We start from the raw sequence: 13,642 nt of genomic DNA on the forward strand, positions 1-13,642 counted from the left end.
AGGGGAAGAACCCGGGCAAGCGTTGCATTGCGCAGCCGTGGGACGAACCGTCACTTCCCTGTGCGCGCAAGGGAATCCGAGGGGGCGAAGGCGTGGGGGCGGAGTGGGTGGAAGTGGCCGGCGGGTGATCGGCCGGAAGGCCCGTACGGGTGATGGCTCGTACTACTGGGCGAGCCGGATTCCGACCTCGGTGGTGCCCGGTTCGTCCTGCTCCGCGCGTTCCGTGCGCCAGCCCTCACCGGAGTTCCAGACCCGGCCCGCGTAGGAGACCCGGTCGATCCGCAGCGCACCGGACCGGGCGACCGCCCAGTGCGCCAGTTCCCAGCCGCGCTTCGGCGCCGAGCCGTCGTCGGCCGTGACGGCCGGGCGTACGGGCACGGCCACGGTGCCGGCGGACTCGGCCCCCGCCGCGAGCGCCTTCGGCAGTACGCCCTCGCCGAAGGACCGCACCAGCTCGGCCCGCACCTGCGCGGCGTCGCCGGGGCGGGCCGCGGTCGCCGTCGCGGGGCCGGGCGAACAGTCCAGCGCGGCGGGCGCCCGGCCCGTCAGCGCCGCCGCGAGCAGCGCGGCGTCCGGCTCGTGCTTCGCGTACGCCTGCGGGAAACCACTGCGCTGGACGCGCTGCGCGGCGACGGTCAGCGGCAGCCGCGAATAACCGGGGACCTCCGCGAGGTGGTCGTAGAACTTCCCGGACGCGTACACCGGGTCCATGATCTGTTCCGGGTCTCCCCAGCCCTGCGAGGGGCGCTGCTGGAAGAGCCCCAGGGAGTCCCGGTCGCCGTGCTGGATGTTCCGCAGCGCGGACTCCTGGAGCGCGGTGGCGAGCGCGATGGTCACCGCTCGCTCCGGCATCCCGCGCGTGGTGCCGACCGCGGAGATCACCGCGGCGTTCGCGGCCTGCTCCGGGCTCATCTCGTAGGTGTGCCCCTCGCCCTTCGATCCGTCGGCGGAGCGCACGACGCAGCGGGGCGACCCCTTGCTGCCGGAGACGTACTGCACGGCCAGATAACCGGCCAGGGCCGTGAGCACGGCGAACGCGGCCGTGAGGCGCAGGAGGCGGCTACGGCCCGGGCGTGGGCTGGCGGCAGTGGCGGTCGGGGGCACGTGGCCACCGTACTGGAGGGTCCGAGCGGCGTGACGGGGACGTCCCTTAGGGTCGTGGGCATGGCGGAAAGCAAGCTCGACCTCACCCTGGACGGCCCCGCACTCACAGCTCAGCTGGTCGACTTCCCGTCGGTCAGCGGGAACGAGAAAGCGCTGGCCGACGCGATCGAGGAGGCGCTGCGCGCCCTCCCGCACCTGACCGTGGAGCGCTACGGCAACAACATCGCGGCCAGGACGAACCTCGGCCGCGGTGAGCGCGTCGTGCTGGCCGGGCACATCGACACCGTCCCGATCGCCGACAACGTGCCGTCCCGGCTGGACGAGAACGGGGTCCTGTGGGGCTGCGGAACCTCCGACATGAAGTCGGGCGTCGCCGTCCAGCTGCGGATCGCGGCGACGGTCCCCGAGCCCAACCGGGACCTCACGTTCATCTTCTACGACAACGAAGAGGTCGCCGCTGACCTCAACGGCCTCGGGCGCGTGGCCGAGGCCCACCCCGACTGGCTGGACGGTGACTTCGCCGTCCTGCTGGAGCCCTCCGAGGGCCAGGTCGAGGGCGGCTGCCAGGGCACGCTGCGGGTCCTCCTGCGCACGGCGGGGGAGCGGGCGCACTCGGCGCGCAGCTGGATGGGGTCCAACGCCATCCACGCCGCGGCCCCGATCCTGGCGCGGCTCGCCGCGTACGAACCGCGCCGGCCGGTCATCGACGGGCTGGAGTACCACGAAGGTCTCAACGCCGTGGGCATCGAGGGCGGCGTCGCCACCAACGTCATCCCGGACGCCTGCACGGTCGTGGTCAACTTCCGTTACGCCCCCGACCGCAGTCCCGAGGACGCCGTCGCGCACGTCCACGAGGTCTTCGCGGACTGCGGTGTCACCGAATTCGTCATCGACGACCAGGCGGGCGCGGCCATGCCCGGCCTCTCGCACCCGGCCGCCGCGGCGTTCATGGCAGCGGTCGGCGGCACGGCCAGGCCCAAGTTCGGCTGGACGGACGTCGCCCGCTTCGGAGCGCTCGGGGTCCCCGCGGTGAACTACGGCCCGGGCAACCCGCTCCTCGCCCACAAGCGCGACGAGAACGTGGTGACGTCCCTGATCACCCACTGCGAGGACCGGCTCCGCTCCTGGCTCACCACCTGACCCACGGCATTCCCCTGCGCGTAACCTCCGCCGATCTACGCTGATCCGACACAGGCACATTGCAGGTCGGCGGAGGGAGCAGGTCATGGGCAACCCGGAGGACGCACGGATCCCCGAGGGCGCGCAGGTCCCCGAAGGTGCGGTCTTGCCTGAGGAACAACAGCTCGGTCCCGTACTGCGGCGCAGGGACCAGGTGCAGGCGGGCACGACCGATCAGCGGCTGCTCGACACCGAGGGCGACTCGGAATGGGTGCACACCGACCCCTGGCGGGTCATGCGCATCCAGTCGGAGTTCGTGGAGGGATTCGGCACGCTCGCCGAACTGCCGAGCGCCATCAGCGTCTTCGGCTCGGCCCGGACGCCGGCCGGCGGCCCGGAGTACGAGGCGGGCGTGCGGATCGGCAAGGCTCTGGTCGAAGCGGGCTTCGCGGTGATCACGGGCGGCGGGCCCGGAGCCATGGAGGCGGCGAACAAGGGGGCGCGCGAGGCGAACGGAATCTCGGTGGGGCTCGGCATCGAGCTGCCGTTCGAGTCCGGACTGAATCCGCACGTCGATATCGGGCTGAACTTCCGGTACTTCTTCGTACGAAAAATGATGTTTGTTAAATATGCCCAGGGATTCGTGGTCCTGCCCGGCGGCCTCGGCACCCTGGACGAACTCTTCGAGGCGCTGACGCTCGTCCAGACGGGCAAGGTGACCCGCTTCCCGATCGTGCTGTTCGGCTCGGCGTACTGGAGCGGTCTGGTCGACTGGCTCCGGGACACCGTGGTGGCCCAGGGCAAGGCGTCCGAGAAGGACCTGATGCTCTTCCACGTGACGGACGACGTGGAGGAGGCGGTCATGCTGGTGACCAAGGAGGTCGGCCGGTGAGGTGAGGCCCGCCCGGCGACCGGGGTGCGGGGTTCCGGGGCGGCGCCCCGGAATCCGGCCCTACGCCAGACCCCGCCGCGCCACCGCCGGCGCCCGGTGCCCCGCGACCGACGCCACCATGTCCAGCACCTGCCGCGTCTCCGCCACCTCGTGCACCCGGTATACCCGCGCACCCAGCCACGCCGACACCGCCGTCGTCGCCAGCGTGCCGATCACCCGTTCCTTGACCGGACGGTCGAGCGTCTCCCCGACGAAGTCCTTGTTCGACAGCGACACGAGCACGGGCCACCCCGTCTCCGCCATCTCGCCGAGCCGGCGCGTCGCCTCCAGCGAGTGCCGGGTGTTCTTCCCGAAGTCGTGACCGGGATCGATCATGATCCCGTCCGGCCTCACCCCGAGCTCCACGGCCCGCTCGGCCAGCCCCACGGTCACCCGCAGGATGTCCGCCATCACGTCCTCGTACTCGACCCGGTGCGGCCGGGTCCGCGGCTCCGCGCCGCCCGCGTGCGTGCACACCAGCCCCGCTCCGTACCGGGCGGCGACCTCCGCGAGCTTCGGGTCGACGCCGCCCCAAGCGTCGTTCAGCACGTCGGCGCCGGCCTCGCAGACCGCCTCGCCCACGTCGTGCCGCCAGGTGTCCACGCTGATCACCACGTCCGGGTGGCGGCGCCGCACCTCGGCGACGAAGCCGACCGTACGGCGGGCCTCCTCCGCGGCGCTCACTTCCTCGCCGGGACCCGCCTTCACCCCGCCGATGTCGATGATCGCGGCGCCCTCCGCGACCGCCTGCTCGACCCGGGTGAGCGCCGGCTCGTCGCGGAAGGTCGCGCCCTGGTCGTAGAAGGAGTCCGGGGTCCGGTTCACGATCGCCATGATCACCGGATCGTGCGGCCCGAATTCCCGCCGCCCGAGCCTGAGCGCACCGCTTCGCATCCCGTGTTTCCTCCTCAGTAGGTCGCCTGCGACCCTAACTGCCGGTGGCGCATGGCACGATCGGAGCCGGACAGGTTTCCGCCCCCGGGGAGATGCGCGTGTTCTGGTTCTTGCTGCTCACGATGGTCGTGGTGGTGGCCGCGGTCACGCTCGCGGTGGTCGGCGGAGGCGGCAGCCCCGTCCTGCAGGACGTACCGCCGGAGCGGCTCACCGACCCGCTGCCCGCGACGCGCCCGGTCGGCCGCGCGGATGTCGAGGCGCTGCGGCTGCCGATGGCCGCCCGCGGTTACCGCATGGTGGACGTCGACGAGGCCCTGGACCGGCTCGGCGCCGAGCTGGCCGAGCGGGACGCCCGGATCGCCGAGCTGGAATCCGCGCTCGCGGGAGCCCAGGCGACCGCGGTCAACGGCCCCGATCTGTTCAAGCGGCCGGACCAGGAGTCCGGGCCGTACCCGGGCGAGGAGGACCAGCGATGAGCACCGGAGCCGAACCGGCCGCGGACGGCCGCCTGCGCTGCCCCTGGGGCCTGTCCACGGAGGACTACCTCGCCTACCACGACACCGAATGGGGCAGGCCCGTCCACGGCGACGACGCGCTGTTCGAGCGGCTCTGCCTGGAGGCGTTCCAGTCGGGCCTCTCCTGGCTGACGATCCTGCGCCGCCGGGAAGGCTTCCGCAGCGCCTTCGCCGGGTTCAAGATCCCCGCCGTGGCGGAGTTCACCGACGCCGACAAGGAACGGCTCCTCGCCGACGCCGGCATCATCCGCAACCGGGCGAAGATCGACGCCACCCTCGCCAACGCCCAGGTGCTCGCGGGCTGGGGCGAAGGCGAACTGGACGCGCTGATCTGGTCGTACGCCCCCGACCCGGCGACCCGCCCCGCCCCGCGCGTGCTCGGCGACGTGCCGGCGGTCACCCCGGAGTCCACCGCACTGGCCAAGGAGCTCAAGAGGCGCTCGATCCGCTTCGTCGGCCCCACGACGGCCTACGCCCTGATGCAGGCATGCGGCCTGGTGGACGATCACCTCGCCGACTGCGTCTCCCGCGGCGGCGTCCAGGAGGGACGGCGTCCCTGATCCGCCGGACCGGCCCTAGCGGCCCAGGTACTTCGGACGCTCCTTGGCCAGGAAGGCCCGCACCGCGATCGTGTGGTCCTGCGACGCGCCCGCCAGGGTCTGGAGTTCGTCCTCCTTCTCCAGCGTCTGGGCGAGCGTGTGAGCCGCGCCGAAGGCCATGGACGCCTTGAGCGAGGCGTACGCCACCGTCGGGCCGTCCGCCAGGGCGCGGGCCACCGCCGCGGCCTCCTTCGCCAGATCGGCCGCGGGCACGACCTTGTTCGCGATGCCGAGGTCGTAGGCCTCCTGCGCGGAGACCGAGCGCGGGAAGAAGAGCAGGTCGGCGGCGCGGCTCTGGCCGATCAGCCGGGGCAGCGTCCAGGAGACGCCGGAGTCGGCGGTGAGCGCGACACCCGCGAAGGACGTGTTGAACGCCGCCGTGTCCGCCACCACCCGGTAGTCGGCGGCGAGTGCGAATCCGAAGCCCGCCCCGGCCGCGACCCCGTTGACCCCGGCGACCACGGGCTTCTCCATCTCGGTGAGCGCCCGGACGATGGGGTTGTAGTGCTCCCGCACGGTGCTCAGCGCGTTCCCGCCGTCCGGCCCCTCGGCCTCGGCGAGCTTGGCGACGTGCTCCTTGAGGTCCTGGCCGACGCAGAAGGCGCGCCCGGTCGCGGTGAGCAGAACCGCCCGTACCGCGCTGTCGGCCGCCGCGTCCCGCAGCGCGTCCCGCAGTGCGACCTTGGCCTCGGTGTTCATGGCGTTCATCGCGTCGGGACGGTTGATGGTGATCGTCGCGAGTCCGTCGCTCACGTCCGTGAGCACGGTGTCCGCCATGGTGTCGGCCATTCTGATGTCCCCTTACGGCTCCGGGATTGTGCCTGTCCAGGCAAGCATGGCCGACTTCCCCGCGCGCACGCATGTGACCTGCGTCTAACGATTGGCTCTCACCTGGGGCCCGAAGGCGGCGCAGTATCGCAGCCGGATCGCCGAATTGGGTGGTTTTGAGAGAGCGCGTTGTGCAAGCGATGCCGACCGATGTTGGTCATCGGGGTCTTTGATGCGGGATAATGGCCAAGAAGCAATGTGTGTTCGATGCCGGTGAGGCAGCGCCTGTCATGGGGCCGCCGGTTGCGATGAGCTGGTTTCAGGAAGGGGAACGAGCATGGCGGCCATGAAGCCGCGGACGGGCGACGGCCCGCTCGAGGTGACAAAGGAGGGGCGGGGCATCGTCATGCGCGTTCCGCTCGAAGGCGGCGGTCGGCTTGTCGTCGAGCTGACGCCGGACGAAGCCGATGCACTCGGCGATGCCCTCAAGAAGGTCGTCGGCTGACGCAGAGGCGCCTATCACTTCGCGACTGCCCCGGCACGGACTCCGTGCCGGGGCAGTCGTGTTGAGAAGACCGTACGAAAGAGGGGCGGCCACCGGGGCGTGCGGTACCGCCGGGGCGCTCAGCCGCGACGGACCGCGCAGAGCAGTCCGTCGCCCACCGGCAGCAGCGTCGCCATCAGCTCCTGACTCTCCCGGACGGCACGCAGCAGCTCACGCAGCCGCAGCACCTCGGCGGGCTGGGCCGCGGAATCGACCGTGCGGCCGTCCGCGAAGACGCCCTCGAAGCAGACCAGACCGCCCGGTCGCAGCAGGCGCAACGATTCAGCGAGGCAGTCGAGGCTCTCCAGCCGGTCGCCGTCGCAGAAAACGAGGTCGTACCCTCCGTCCGCGAGGCGCGGCAGCACGTCCAGGGCGCGCCCCGGGATGAAACGGGAGCGGTTCGTGGCGAAGCCGGCCGCCCGGAACGCCTGGCGGGCGAACTGCTGGCGCTCCGGCTCCGGGTCGACCGTGGTCAGTACGCCGTCCGGCCGCATCCCGTGCAGCAGATAGATGCCGGACACGCCGGTGCCGGTGCCGATCTCGGCCACCGCTTTGGCGTCCGCGGTGGCAGCGAGCAGGCGCAGCGCGGCGCCGGTGCCCGGGGACACCGAGCGGAGCCCTGTCTCGCGGGCCCGTTCCCGGGCCCAGCGCAGAGCTTCGTCCTCGGCGACAAAGGCGTCGGCGAACGCCCAGCTCGTCTGCCGGTTGGCGGTAATGACCCTCTCCTGTCCCCGTAGTTGGCGCAACGGTGACTGTATCCGCTGAACCCGGGAACCCGCAGATGGGACCGGGCGTTATACGAGGAGAGGGGAAAGCGCCCGGACCGGACCTGCGAAGCGGGCCCGGAATCGTGCGCCACAGGGCCGGTCAGGCCCCGCCCTCAGCAGGAAAAAGGCTTATCCGGAGCTAACGGGCGAGGTGGCTATGGTAGGGGCTCCACTGGACACCACCAGAGCCGATAGGGGAGGTGCGGCTGCGCCTGTGGACCGGAGAGGGGTGCTGAGGCGCTTCCTCGGGTCGGCGGGTGAGCCGAAATCCGTGACCGACATTGCTGACCGTTCTTCCAACGCTTCCGCACCCACCGCGACGTTCGCCTCGGATGCGGAATCCCAGGCGTGGACCCCGCCCTCATGGGAAGAGATCGTCAGCACGCACAGCGGTCGCGTGTACCGCCTTGCCTACCGGCTGACGGGCAACCAGCACGATGCCGAGGACCTCACCCAGGAGGTCTTCGTCCGTGTCTTCAGGTCGCTCTCGACGTACACGCCCGGCACCTTCGAGGGCTGGCTGCACCGCATCACGACCAATCTCTTCCTGGACATGGTCCGCCGCAAGCAGCGGATCCGCTTCGACTCCCTCGGCGACGACGCGGCCGAGCGGCTGCCGAGCCGTGAGCCGTCGCCGCAGCAGGTCTTCAACGACACGCACTTCGACGCGGACGTCCAGCAGGCGCTGGACACGCTCGCGCCCGAATTCCGTGCGGCGGTCGTGCTCTGCGACATCGAGGGACTCTCGTACGAGGAGATCGCCGCGACACTCGGCGTGAAGCTCGGCACCGTCCGCAGCCGCATCCACCGCGGCCGCTCGCATCTGCGCAAGGCACTCAAGCACCGTTCGCCCGAGGCCCGCGCCGAGCAGCGCTCGCTGGCGGACGCGGTCCTGGCAGGGGAGGTAGGACCGGCGTGAGTGGCACAGGACCGACCCCCGCGGAGCAGCATCTGGGGGACCGGCTCGCCGCGCTTGTCGACGGTGAGCTGAAACACGACGCCCGTGAGCGGGTCCTGGCCCACTTGGCGACCTGTCCCAAGTGCAAGGCCGAGGCCGACGCCCAGCGGCGTCTCAAGAACGTCTTCGCACACTCGGCCCCTCCTTCGCCCTCCGAAGGCTTCCTTGCCCGCCTGCAGGGTCTTCCCGGCGGTCCTGGCGGCGACGCCGGCCCCGGCGGACCGTTCGGCGGCGGCAGCGGTCGCTTCGCCGAGGAGCTCTTCCCGGTGATGCGGCCCCCGGGCAGACGCACCGACCTCCCGTCCGGCCCCGGGCCGCTCGGCGGTTTCGGCTACCTCCCCGCCGTGCACGGCTCCACAGCCGTCCTGCCCGGTGGCGCGTCCGGCTCGTCCTTCCGGATACACGAGGTGAGCCGGGAAGCCGACCGTTCGCCGTGGCGGGGACGCAGGTTCGCGTTCGCCGCGGCCAGTGCCGTCTCGCTCGCCGCCATCGCCCTGGGCGGCACGCTTCCGCTCGACTCCACGTCCGAGTCCCCGTTCCGCGCCGAGGGCGCCGGCCGCAATGTCACCCCGCTCGACACCGAAGCCCGGGCCGAGGGGGGCAACGAGACCGTCAGCCGCCGCGCCGGCGGAGGCGGTGCGCTCGCCCTGAGCGCCGACCGCTCGGCCACGTCGTACCCGTCGGCCTCCACGCCGCCGCCCCCGGTCGCACCACCGTCGTTCGCCCCGGCTCCGTCCCTGCTCAGCGCCTCGCAGGTCGCCGGGCACTCGTTCGCGCTCCCCGTGCTGAACGTGTCCCTGCCCCCGCTGATACGCCCTCTGGGCATCAGCCCGCTGCTCACCCCGGCGGCCGGCGCCACGGCCGCTCCGGAACCGCCCGGGCCCGCCGCGACGGCCTCCGCCTTCCCTTCCCCCACCGATCACGCACTGCCCCTTCACCCCCGGCGCTGACGGGGACCCTGCGCGGAGATTCGCAAACCTGGTTGAATTCCGGGAGGGACGCCCCTGTGGGGACGTGCAGAGGCAAGTGGCGGGGAGAACATGGACGACGGGAAGCCCACCGGGCCGAAGGCGAAGTGGTGGAGCCGCCCCACGACGGGGCGCACCGGCCGGAGTGAGCCGGAGGACGCGATTCCCGCCGAGGACACGATGGGAGCCATGGGCCCCGTCGAGGCATCGCCCGCCGAAGCGGTGGTCCCGGAGCCCGCGCCCGCCCGTGCCGGGGCGGACCAGGAATCGACCGGGCGGATACCCGTCGTACCTGCCGAGCCGCCCGCCGGGGAACCGCTCGTGCCCGCCGCCCGCGCGCAGCCGCTGCACGCGCCGGACGAGTACAGCACCCCGCCCTACGGCGGGCCCGGCCCCTGGGCACCCGCGCCGCCCGTGCAGCGCCCCGTACCGACTCCGGCCCACGGCACCCCCGTACCGCCGGCCTACGCGGGGACGAACGGCCACGGGATCGCCACCGACCCCGCTCCCGCCTACGCGCCGGCGCACCCGCACCCGCAGACCCACGCACAGCAGCCCGGCCTCCCGCAGCCCGGCACCCAGCAGCCTCCGCAGCCCGGCACCCAGCAGCTCCAAGGGCCGCATCCGCAGCCGCCCACGACCTCGCAGTGGCTCCAGTACGACCCGTGGGGCGTGCCCCGCCAGCCGCTGAGCGCTGCCGGTCCTCCCCTCGGCCCCGGCGCGGGGCGCAGGAGACGCCGTCGTGGCTCCGTCCTCGTCGGGGCCGTGCTGCTCGCCCTGCTCGCCGGCGGTATCGGCGGCGGCATCGGTGCCTATGTCGAGCGCAACGGCGGTCTGACCACCGTCGAACTTCCGCAGGCCGCACGGGACAGCGGTGGCCGGGCCCCCGACAGCGTCGCCGGAATCGCCGCCAGCGCCCTGCCCAGCGTGGTCACCCTCCACGTCAGTGGCTCCGGCGAGTCGGGCACGGGCACGGGCTTCGTCCTCGACGACAACGGACACATCCTCACCAACAACCACGTCGTCGCCCCCGCGGGCTCCAGCGGCGACATCACGGTGACGTTCAGCGGCGGGGAGACGGCGAGCGCCGAGATCGTCGGCAAGGACAGCGGCTACGACCTGGCCGTCGTCAAGGTCAGAGGAGTCTCCGGGCTCAAGCCGCTGCCGCTCGGCAACTCCGACAACGTCCGGGTCGGCGACCCGGTGGTGGCCATCGGCGCCCCCTTCGACCTGTCCAACACGGTCACCTCCGGCATCATCAGCGCCAAGGAGCGGCCCATCACCGCGGGCGGCGAGAAGGGCGACGGCACCGACGTCAGTTACGTCGACGCGCTCCAGACCGACGCCCCGATCAACCCCGGCAACTCCGGGGGCCCGCTCGTCGACTCCGATGCGCACGTCATCGGCATCAACAGCGCCATCCGCGCGGCCGACAGCGCCGGCGGCCTGGACGGCGGCCAGTCCGGCTCCATCGGTCTCGGTTTCGCGATACCGATCAACCAGGGCAAGCGGGTCGCGGAGGAACTGATCAACACCGGCAGGGCCACGCATCCGGTGATCGGCGTCACGCTGGACATGAAGTACGCAGGAGACGGCGCCAAGGTCGGGACGAAGGGCGCCGACGGCGGCTCCGCCGTCACGTCGGGCGGACCCGGGGCCAAGGCGGGTATCAGGCCGGGCGACATCATCACCGAGGTGGACGGCGCGCGGGTGCACAGCGGCGAGGAACTCATCGTCAAGATCCGCGCCCACCGCCCCGGGGACCGCCTCGGCCTCAAGGTGACCCGTGGTGGCGCAGACCTGTCCCTGACGGTGACACTCGGCTCGGCAAGCGGCACGTAACGGCCACCGGAAGGTACCGCCTGGACAGCTTCGACGGGTACCTTGGAGCGAGGGTGTGTCCGCCGGACACACCCTCGTCCGGGCCTCATTCGACCTGGTGGCGGAGAACACGCGGAGAACACGAGGAGCAACAAGGTGTTCAATGACATAGGCGCACTCGAGCTGCTGACGCTCGTGGTTCTCGCCGTGCTGGTCTTCGGTCCCGAGAAGCTGCCGAAGGTCATCCAGGACGTCACCCGCACCATCCGCAAGATCCGTGAGTTCTCGGACAGCGCGAAGGAAGACATCCGGTCCGAGCTCGGCCCGCAGTTCAAGGACTTCGAGTTCGAGGACCTCAACCCCAAGACGTTCGTCCGTAAGCAGCTCATGGACGGTGACGACGAGCTGGGGCTGAAGGAGATCCGCGAGAGCTTCGACCTGCGCAAGGAGATGGCCGAGGTCACCGACGCGGTGAACGGCCGCGAGAGCGTGTCGTCCACCGGTTCCGTGAACGGATCGGCGAAGGCCGCAACCGACTCGGCGACACCCCCCGACCTGCTGAAGAAGCCCGCGCAGCCGGCCAAGGACGAGCGTCCGCCGTTCGACGCCGACGCCACCTGACAGCTGCCAATCCCGACTCGTCCGGACGGTATGGCTATTCTCCATCTGTCCGGTTGCGTGGATGTCCACCCCGTGAAGGGGCGGGCCGCTCCGGATCTTTGACAGATCGAGGAGGCGGCCGGGCAGATGGAGACGACGAGTCGGGTAGGGGCGGATGGTGCGCCCAGCACAGTCACCGCAGAGGGGGTGCCGGCGGCCCGGCGTACGGTCGACGGCTATCTTCAGGCGCCATTCCCCTGGTACGGACTGGACGAGGCCTTCGCGGGCCCGCGCTGGCTGATGCAGGTAGGCACCGCCGCGGACGGCACGGTCCAGCACGGTTCCACCGGCCACGGCGACGAGCCGTCGGTCCGGTCGGAGAACGGCACCGAGAAGGAGCGTTTCGCGGTCGTCGTGACCGTGGCCGCCAGCCCGGTACGGCGCAGCGGTGACGGTACGGGCGTCCTGGACGCCACCACGGTCTCCTCGGCGGCCTGGCTCGCCGGGTCGGGCCTGCTCTCGTACACCTGGCCCCCGCAGCTGGACCACACACTGCGCGACGACTGGCTGGACCAGCAGACCGAGACGGCCTTCGAGCTCGCCGACGACCTCGGCAGCGCGCCCTGGTCGACGCTGTCGCTCCCGGTGGACGGGGTGCCGGTGGAGTTCCACTACCGCGAGTCCGAGTTCGGCTGGGTACTGGCCGGGTCGGCGCACAACGGCGTCCACATCGGGGCGTACGGGCGCGGGATGAGCGCCTACGGGCTGGGCTTCTCGGTGGTCGCCGACATCGAGACGTACAGCTGACCGCCCGCACGGTCGGCGCGTAGAACACGGTCGCCTCGTGAATCACGGGCGACACGTCAAGGGGGCGGCCTCCGAGGAAGCCGCCCCCTTGACGCGCCGGGACTCAGAACTTGTTGCGCGGGGTGATCCCCAAGGACATGCCGGACAGGCCGCGCTGACGGCCTCCCAGCTTCTCCGCGATGGAGCGCAGCGCGGCTCCGGCGGGCGAGTCCGGGTCGGACAGGACGACGGGCTTGCCCTCGTCGCCGCCCTCGCGCAGCCGTACGTCGATCGGGATGGAGCCCAGCACCGGCACCGTGGCGCCGACGGTCTTCGTCAGCCCCTCGGCGACCCGCTGACCGCCGCCGGAACCGAAGACGTCGACCATCTCGTCGCAGTGCGGGCACGGCATGCCCGACATGTTCTCGACGACACCGACGATCTTCTGGTGGGTCTGTACGGCGATGGAGCCGGCCCGCTCGGCCACCTCGGCCGCGGCCTGCTGCGGCGTCGTGACGACGAGGATCTCGGCGTTCGGTACGAGCTGGGCCACGGAGATCGCGATGTCACCGGTGCCCGGCGGCAGGTCGAGCAGCAGGACGTCCAGGTCGCCCCAGTACACATCGGCGAGGAACTGCTGGAGTGCGCGGTGGAGCATCGGCCCGCGCCACACCACCGGGGCGTTGCCCGGCGTGAACATGCCGATGGAGATGACCTTCACGCCGTGCGCCGACGGCGGCATGATCATGTTCTCGACCTGGGTGGGCTTCCCGTCCGCGCCGAGCATGCGCGGCACGCTGTGCCCGTAGATGTCCGCGTCCACGACGCCGACCTTGAGCCCGTCGGCGGCCATCGCCGCCGCCAGGTTCACCGTCACCGAGGACTTCCCGACGCCGCCCTTGCCGGACGCCACCGCGTAGACCCGCGTCAGGGAGCCGGGCTGGGCGAACGGCACCTCGCGCTCCGCCGTGCCGCCGCGCAGCGAGCTCGCGAGCTCCTTGCGCTGTTCGTCGCTCATGACGTCGAGCGTGACCTCGACGCGGGACACGCCTTCGACGCGTGCCACCGCTTCGGTCACGTTGTTGGTGATGGTCTCGCGCATCGGACAGCCGGAGACCGTGAGATACACCGTGACAGCGACTACACCGTCGGCGTCGATCTCGACGGATTTCACCATGCCGAGTTCGGTGATCGGACGGTGGATCTCCGGGTCGTTCACTGTCGCCAGTGCTTCACGCACCGCGTCTTCCGTAGCCATACCGACGATG

At 71.5% G+C, this 13,642-nt stretch carries 15 protein-coding genes; 10 read left to right on the top strand and 5 right to left on the bottom strand.

Features of this window, described 5'->3' with window-relative positions:
- Window positions 1-162 precede the first annotated feature (162 nt).
- Window positions 163-1,104 carry a hypothetical protein gene (locus AC07FA_RS14015; RefSeq protein ID WP_479075503.1) on the bottom strand — a complete coding sequence of 314 codons (942 nt, stop codon included), beginning with the start codon at window positions 1,102-1,104 and terminating at the stop codon, window positions 163-165.
- Between the two features lie 60 nt (window positions 1,105-1,164).
- On the opposite strand from AC07FA_RS14015, the gene dapE reads away from it, so the two are divergent.
- Complete coding sequence (gene dapE, locus AC07FA_RS14020; RefSeq protein WP_479075505.1) at window positions 1,165-2,244, top strand: succinyl-diaminopimelate desuccinylase; 1,080 nt, start codon at window positions 1,165-1,167, stop codon at window positions 2,242-2,244.
- Window positions 2,245-2,329: 85 nt separating this feature from the next.
- Complete coding sequence (locus AC07FA_RS14025; protein ID WP_479075506.1) at window positions 2,330-3,115, top strand: LOG family protein; 786 nt, start codon at window positions 2,330-2,332, stop codon at window positions 3,113-3,115.
- 60 nt (window positions 3,116-3,175) lie between these two features.
- Here AC07FA_RS14025 and folP read toward each other — a convergent pair whose 3' ends face one another.
- Entirely contained in the window at window positions 3,176-4,048 is an 873-nt protein-coding gene (gene folP, locus AC07FA_RS14030) for a dihydropteroate synthase (protein ID WP_479075508.1), read from the bottom strand.
- Between the two features lie 92 nt (window positions 4,049-4,140).
- Between folP and AC07FA_RS14035 the strand changes: the two genes are divergently transcribed.
- Window positions 4,141-4,524 carry a DivIVA domain-containing protein gene (locus AC07FA_RS14035; protein WP_479075932.1) on the top strand — a complete coding sequence of 128 codons (384 nt, stop codon included), beginning with the start codon at window positions 4,141-4,143 and terminating at the stop codon, window positions 4,522-4,524.
- The gene (locus AC07FA_RS14040) at window positions 4,521-5,123 is read left to right on the top strand and encodes a DNA-3-methyladenine glycosylase I (RefSeq protein ID WP_479075509.1); all 603 of its coding nucleotides are present in this window, start codon (window positions 4,521-4,523) and stop codon (window positions 5,121-5,123) included. Before AC07FA_RS14035 ends, AC07FA_RS14040 begins: the two co-directional genes overlap by 4 nt.
- A gap of 15 nt (window positions 5,124-5,138) precedes the next feature.
- Here the strand turns inward: AC07FA_RS14040 and chcB are convergent, their stop codons facing one another.
- Window positions 5,139-5,951, bottom strand: a complete 813-nt coding sequence (chcB, locus tag AC07FA_RS14045; RefSeq protein WP_479075511.1) for a 2-cyclohexenylcarbonyl CoA isomerase — start codon at window positions 5,949-5,951, stop codon at window positions 5,139-5,141.
- A gap of 316 nt (window positions 5,952-6,267) precedes the next feature.
- Here chcB and AC07FA_RS14050 point away from each other — a divergent pair, with 316 nt between their 5' ends.
- Window positions 6,268-6,435: a DUF3117 domain-containing protein gene (locus AC07FA_RS14050; RefSeq protein WP_003966491.1), complete on the top strand. Its 168-nt coding sequence runs from the start codon at window positions 6,268-6,270 to the stop codon at window positions 6,433-6,435.
- A 119-nt stretch (window positions 6,436-6,554) separates the two neighbouring features.
- Here the strand turns inward: AC07FA_RS14050 and AC07FA_RS14055 are convergent, their stop codons facing one another.
- The gene (locus AC07FA_RS14055) at window positions 6,555-7,220 is read right to left on the bottom strand and encodes an O-methyltransferase (protein WP_479075512.1); all 666 of its coding nucleotides are present in this window, start codon (window positions 7,218-7,220) and stop codon (window positions 6,555-6,557) included.
- 178 nt (window positions 7,221-7,398) lie between these two features.
- On the opposite strand from AC07FA_RS14055, the gene sigE reads away from it, so the two are divergent.
- From sigE to AC07FA_RS14080, 5 genes are all read left to right on the top strand, one after another.
- Window positions 7,399-8,160, top strand: coding sequence for an RNA polymerase sigma factor SigE (gene sigE, locus AC07FA_RS14060; RefSeq protein WP_479075513.1), 762 nt, complete (start codon window positions 7,399-7,401; stop codon window positions 8,158-8,160).
- Window positions 8,157-9,149, top strand: coding sequence for an anti-sigma factor family protein (locus tag AC07FA_RS14065; protein ID WP_479075515.1), 993 nt, complete (start codon window positions 8,157-8,159; stop codon window positions 9,147-9,149). Before sigE ends, AC07FA_RS14065 begins: the two co-directional genes overlap by 4 nt.
- Before the next feature lie 90 nt (window positions 9,150-9,239).
- Window positions 9,240-11,009 (top strand): S1C family serine protease, encoded by a 1,770-nt coding sequence (locus tag AC07FA_RS14070; RefSeq protein ID WP_479075516.1) that lies wholly within the window; start codon window positions 9,240-9,242, stop codon window positions 11,007-11,009.
- Window positions 11,010-11,144: 135 nt separating this feature from the next.
- On the top strand, window positions 11,145-11,609 hold the full coding sequence (locus AC07FA_RS14075; RefSeq protein ID WP_479075518.1) for a sec-independent translocase: 465 nt from the start codon (window positions 11,145-11,147) through the stop codon (window positions 11,607-11,609).
- 126 nt (window positions 11,610-11,735) lie between these two features.
- Window positions 11,736-12,395: a hypothetical protein gene (locus AC07FA_RS14080; protein WP_479075520.1), complete on the top strand. Its 660-nt coding sequence runs from the start codon at window positions 11,736-11,738 to the stop codon at window positions 12,393-12,395.
- A gap of 103 nt (window positions 12,396-12,498) precedes the next feature.
- Here the strand turns inward: AC07FA_RS14080 and AC07FA_RS14085 are convergent, their stop codons facing one another.
- Window positions 12,499-13,632 carry an Mrp/NBP35 family ATP-binding protein gene (locus AC07FA_RS14085; RefSeq protein WP_328905687.1) on the bottom strand — a complete coding sequence of 378 codons (1,134 nt, stop codon included), beginning with the start codon at window positions 13,630-13,632 and terminating at the stop codon, window positions 12,499-12,501.
- Between the last annotated feature and the right edge of the window lie 10 nt (window positions 13,633-13,642).

Source organism: Streptomyces sp. NPDC045968, assembly GCF_056430475.1.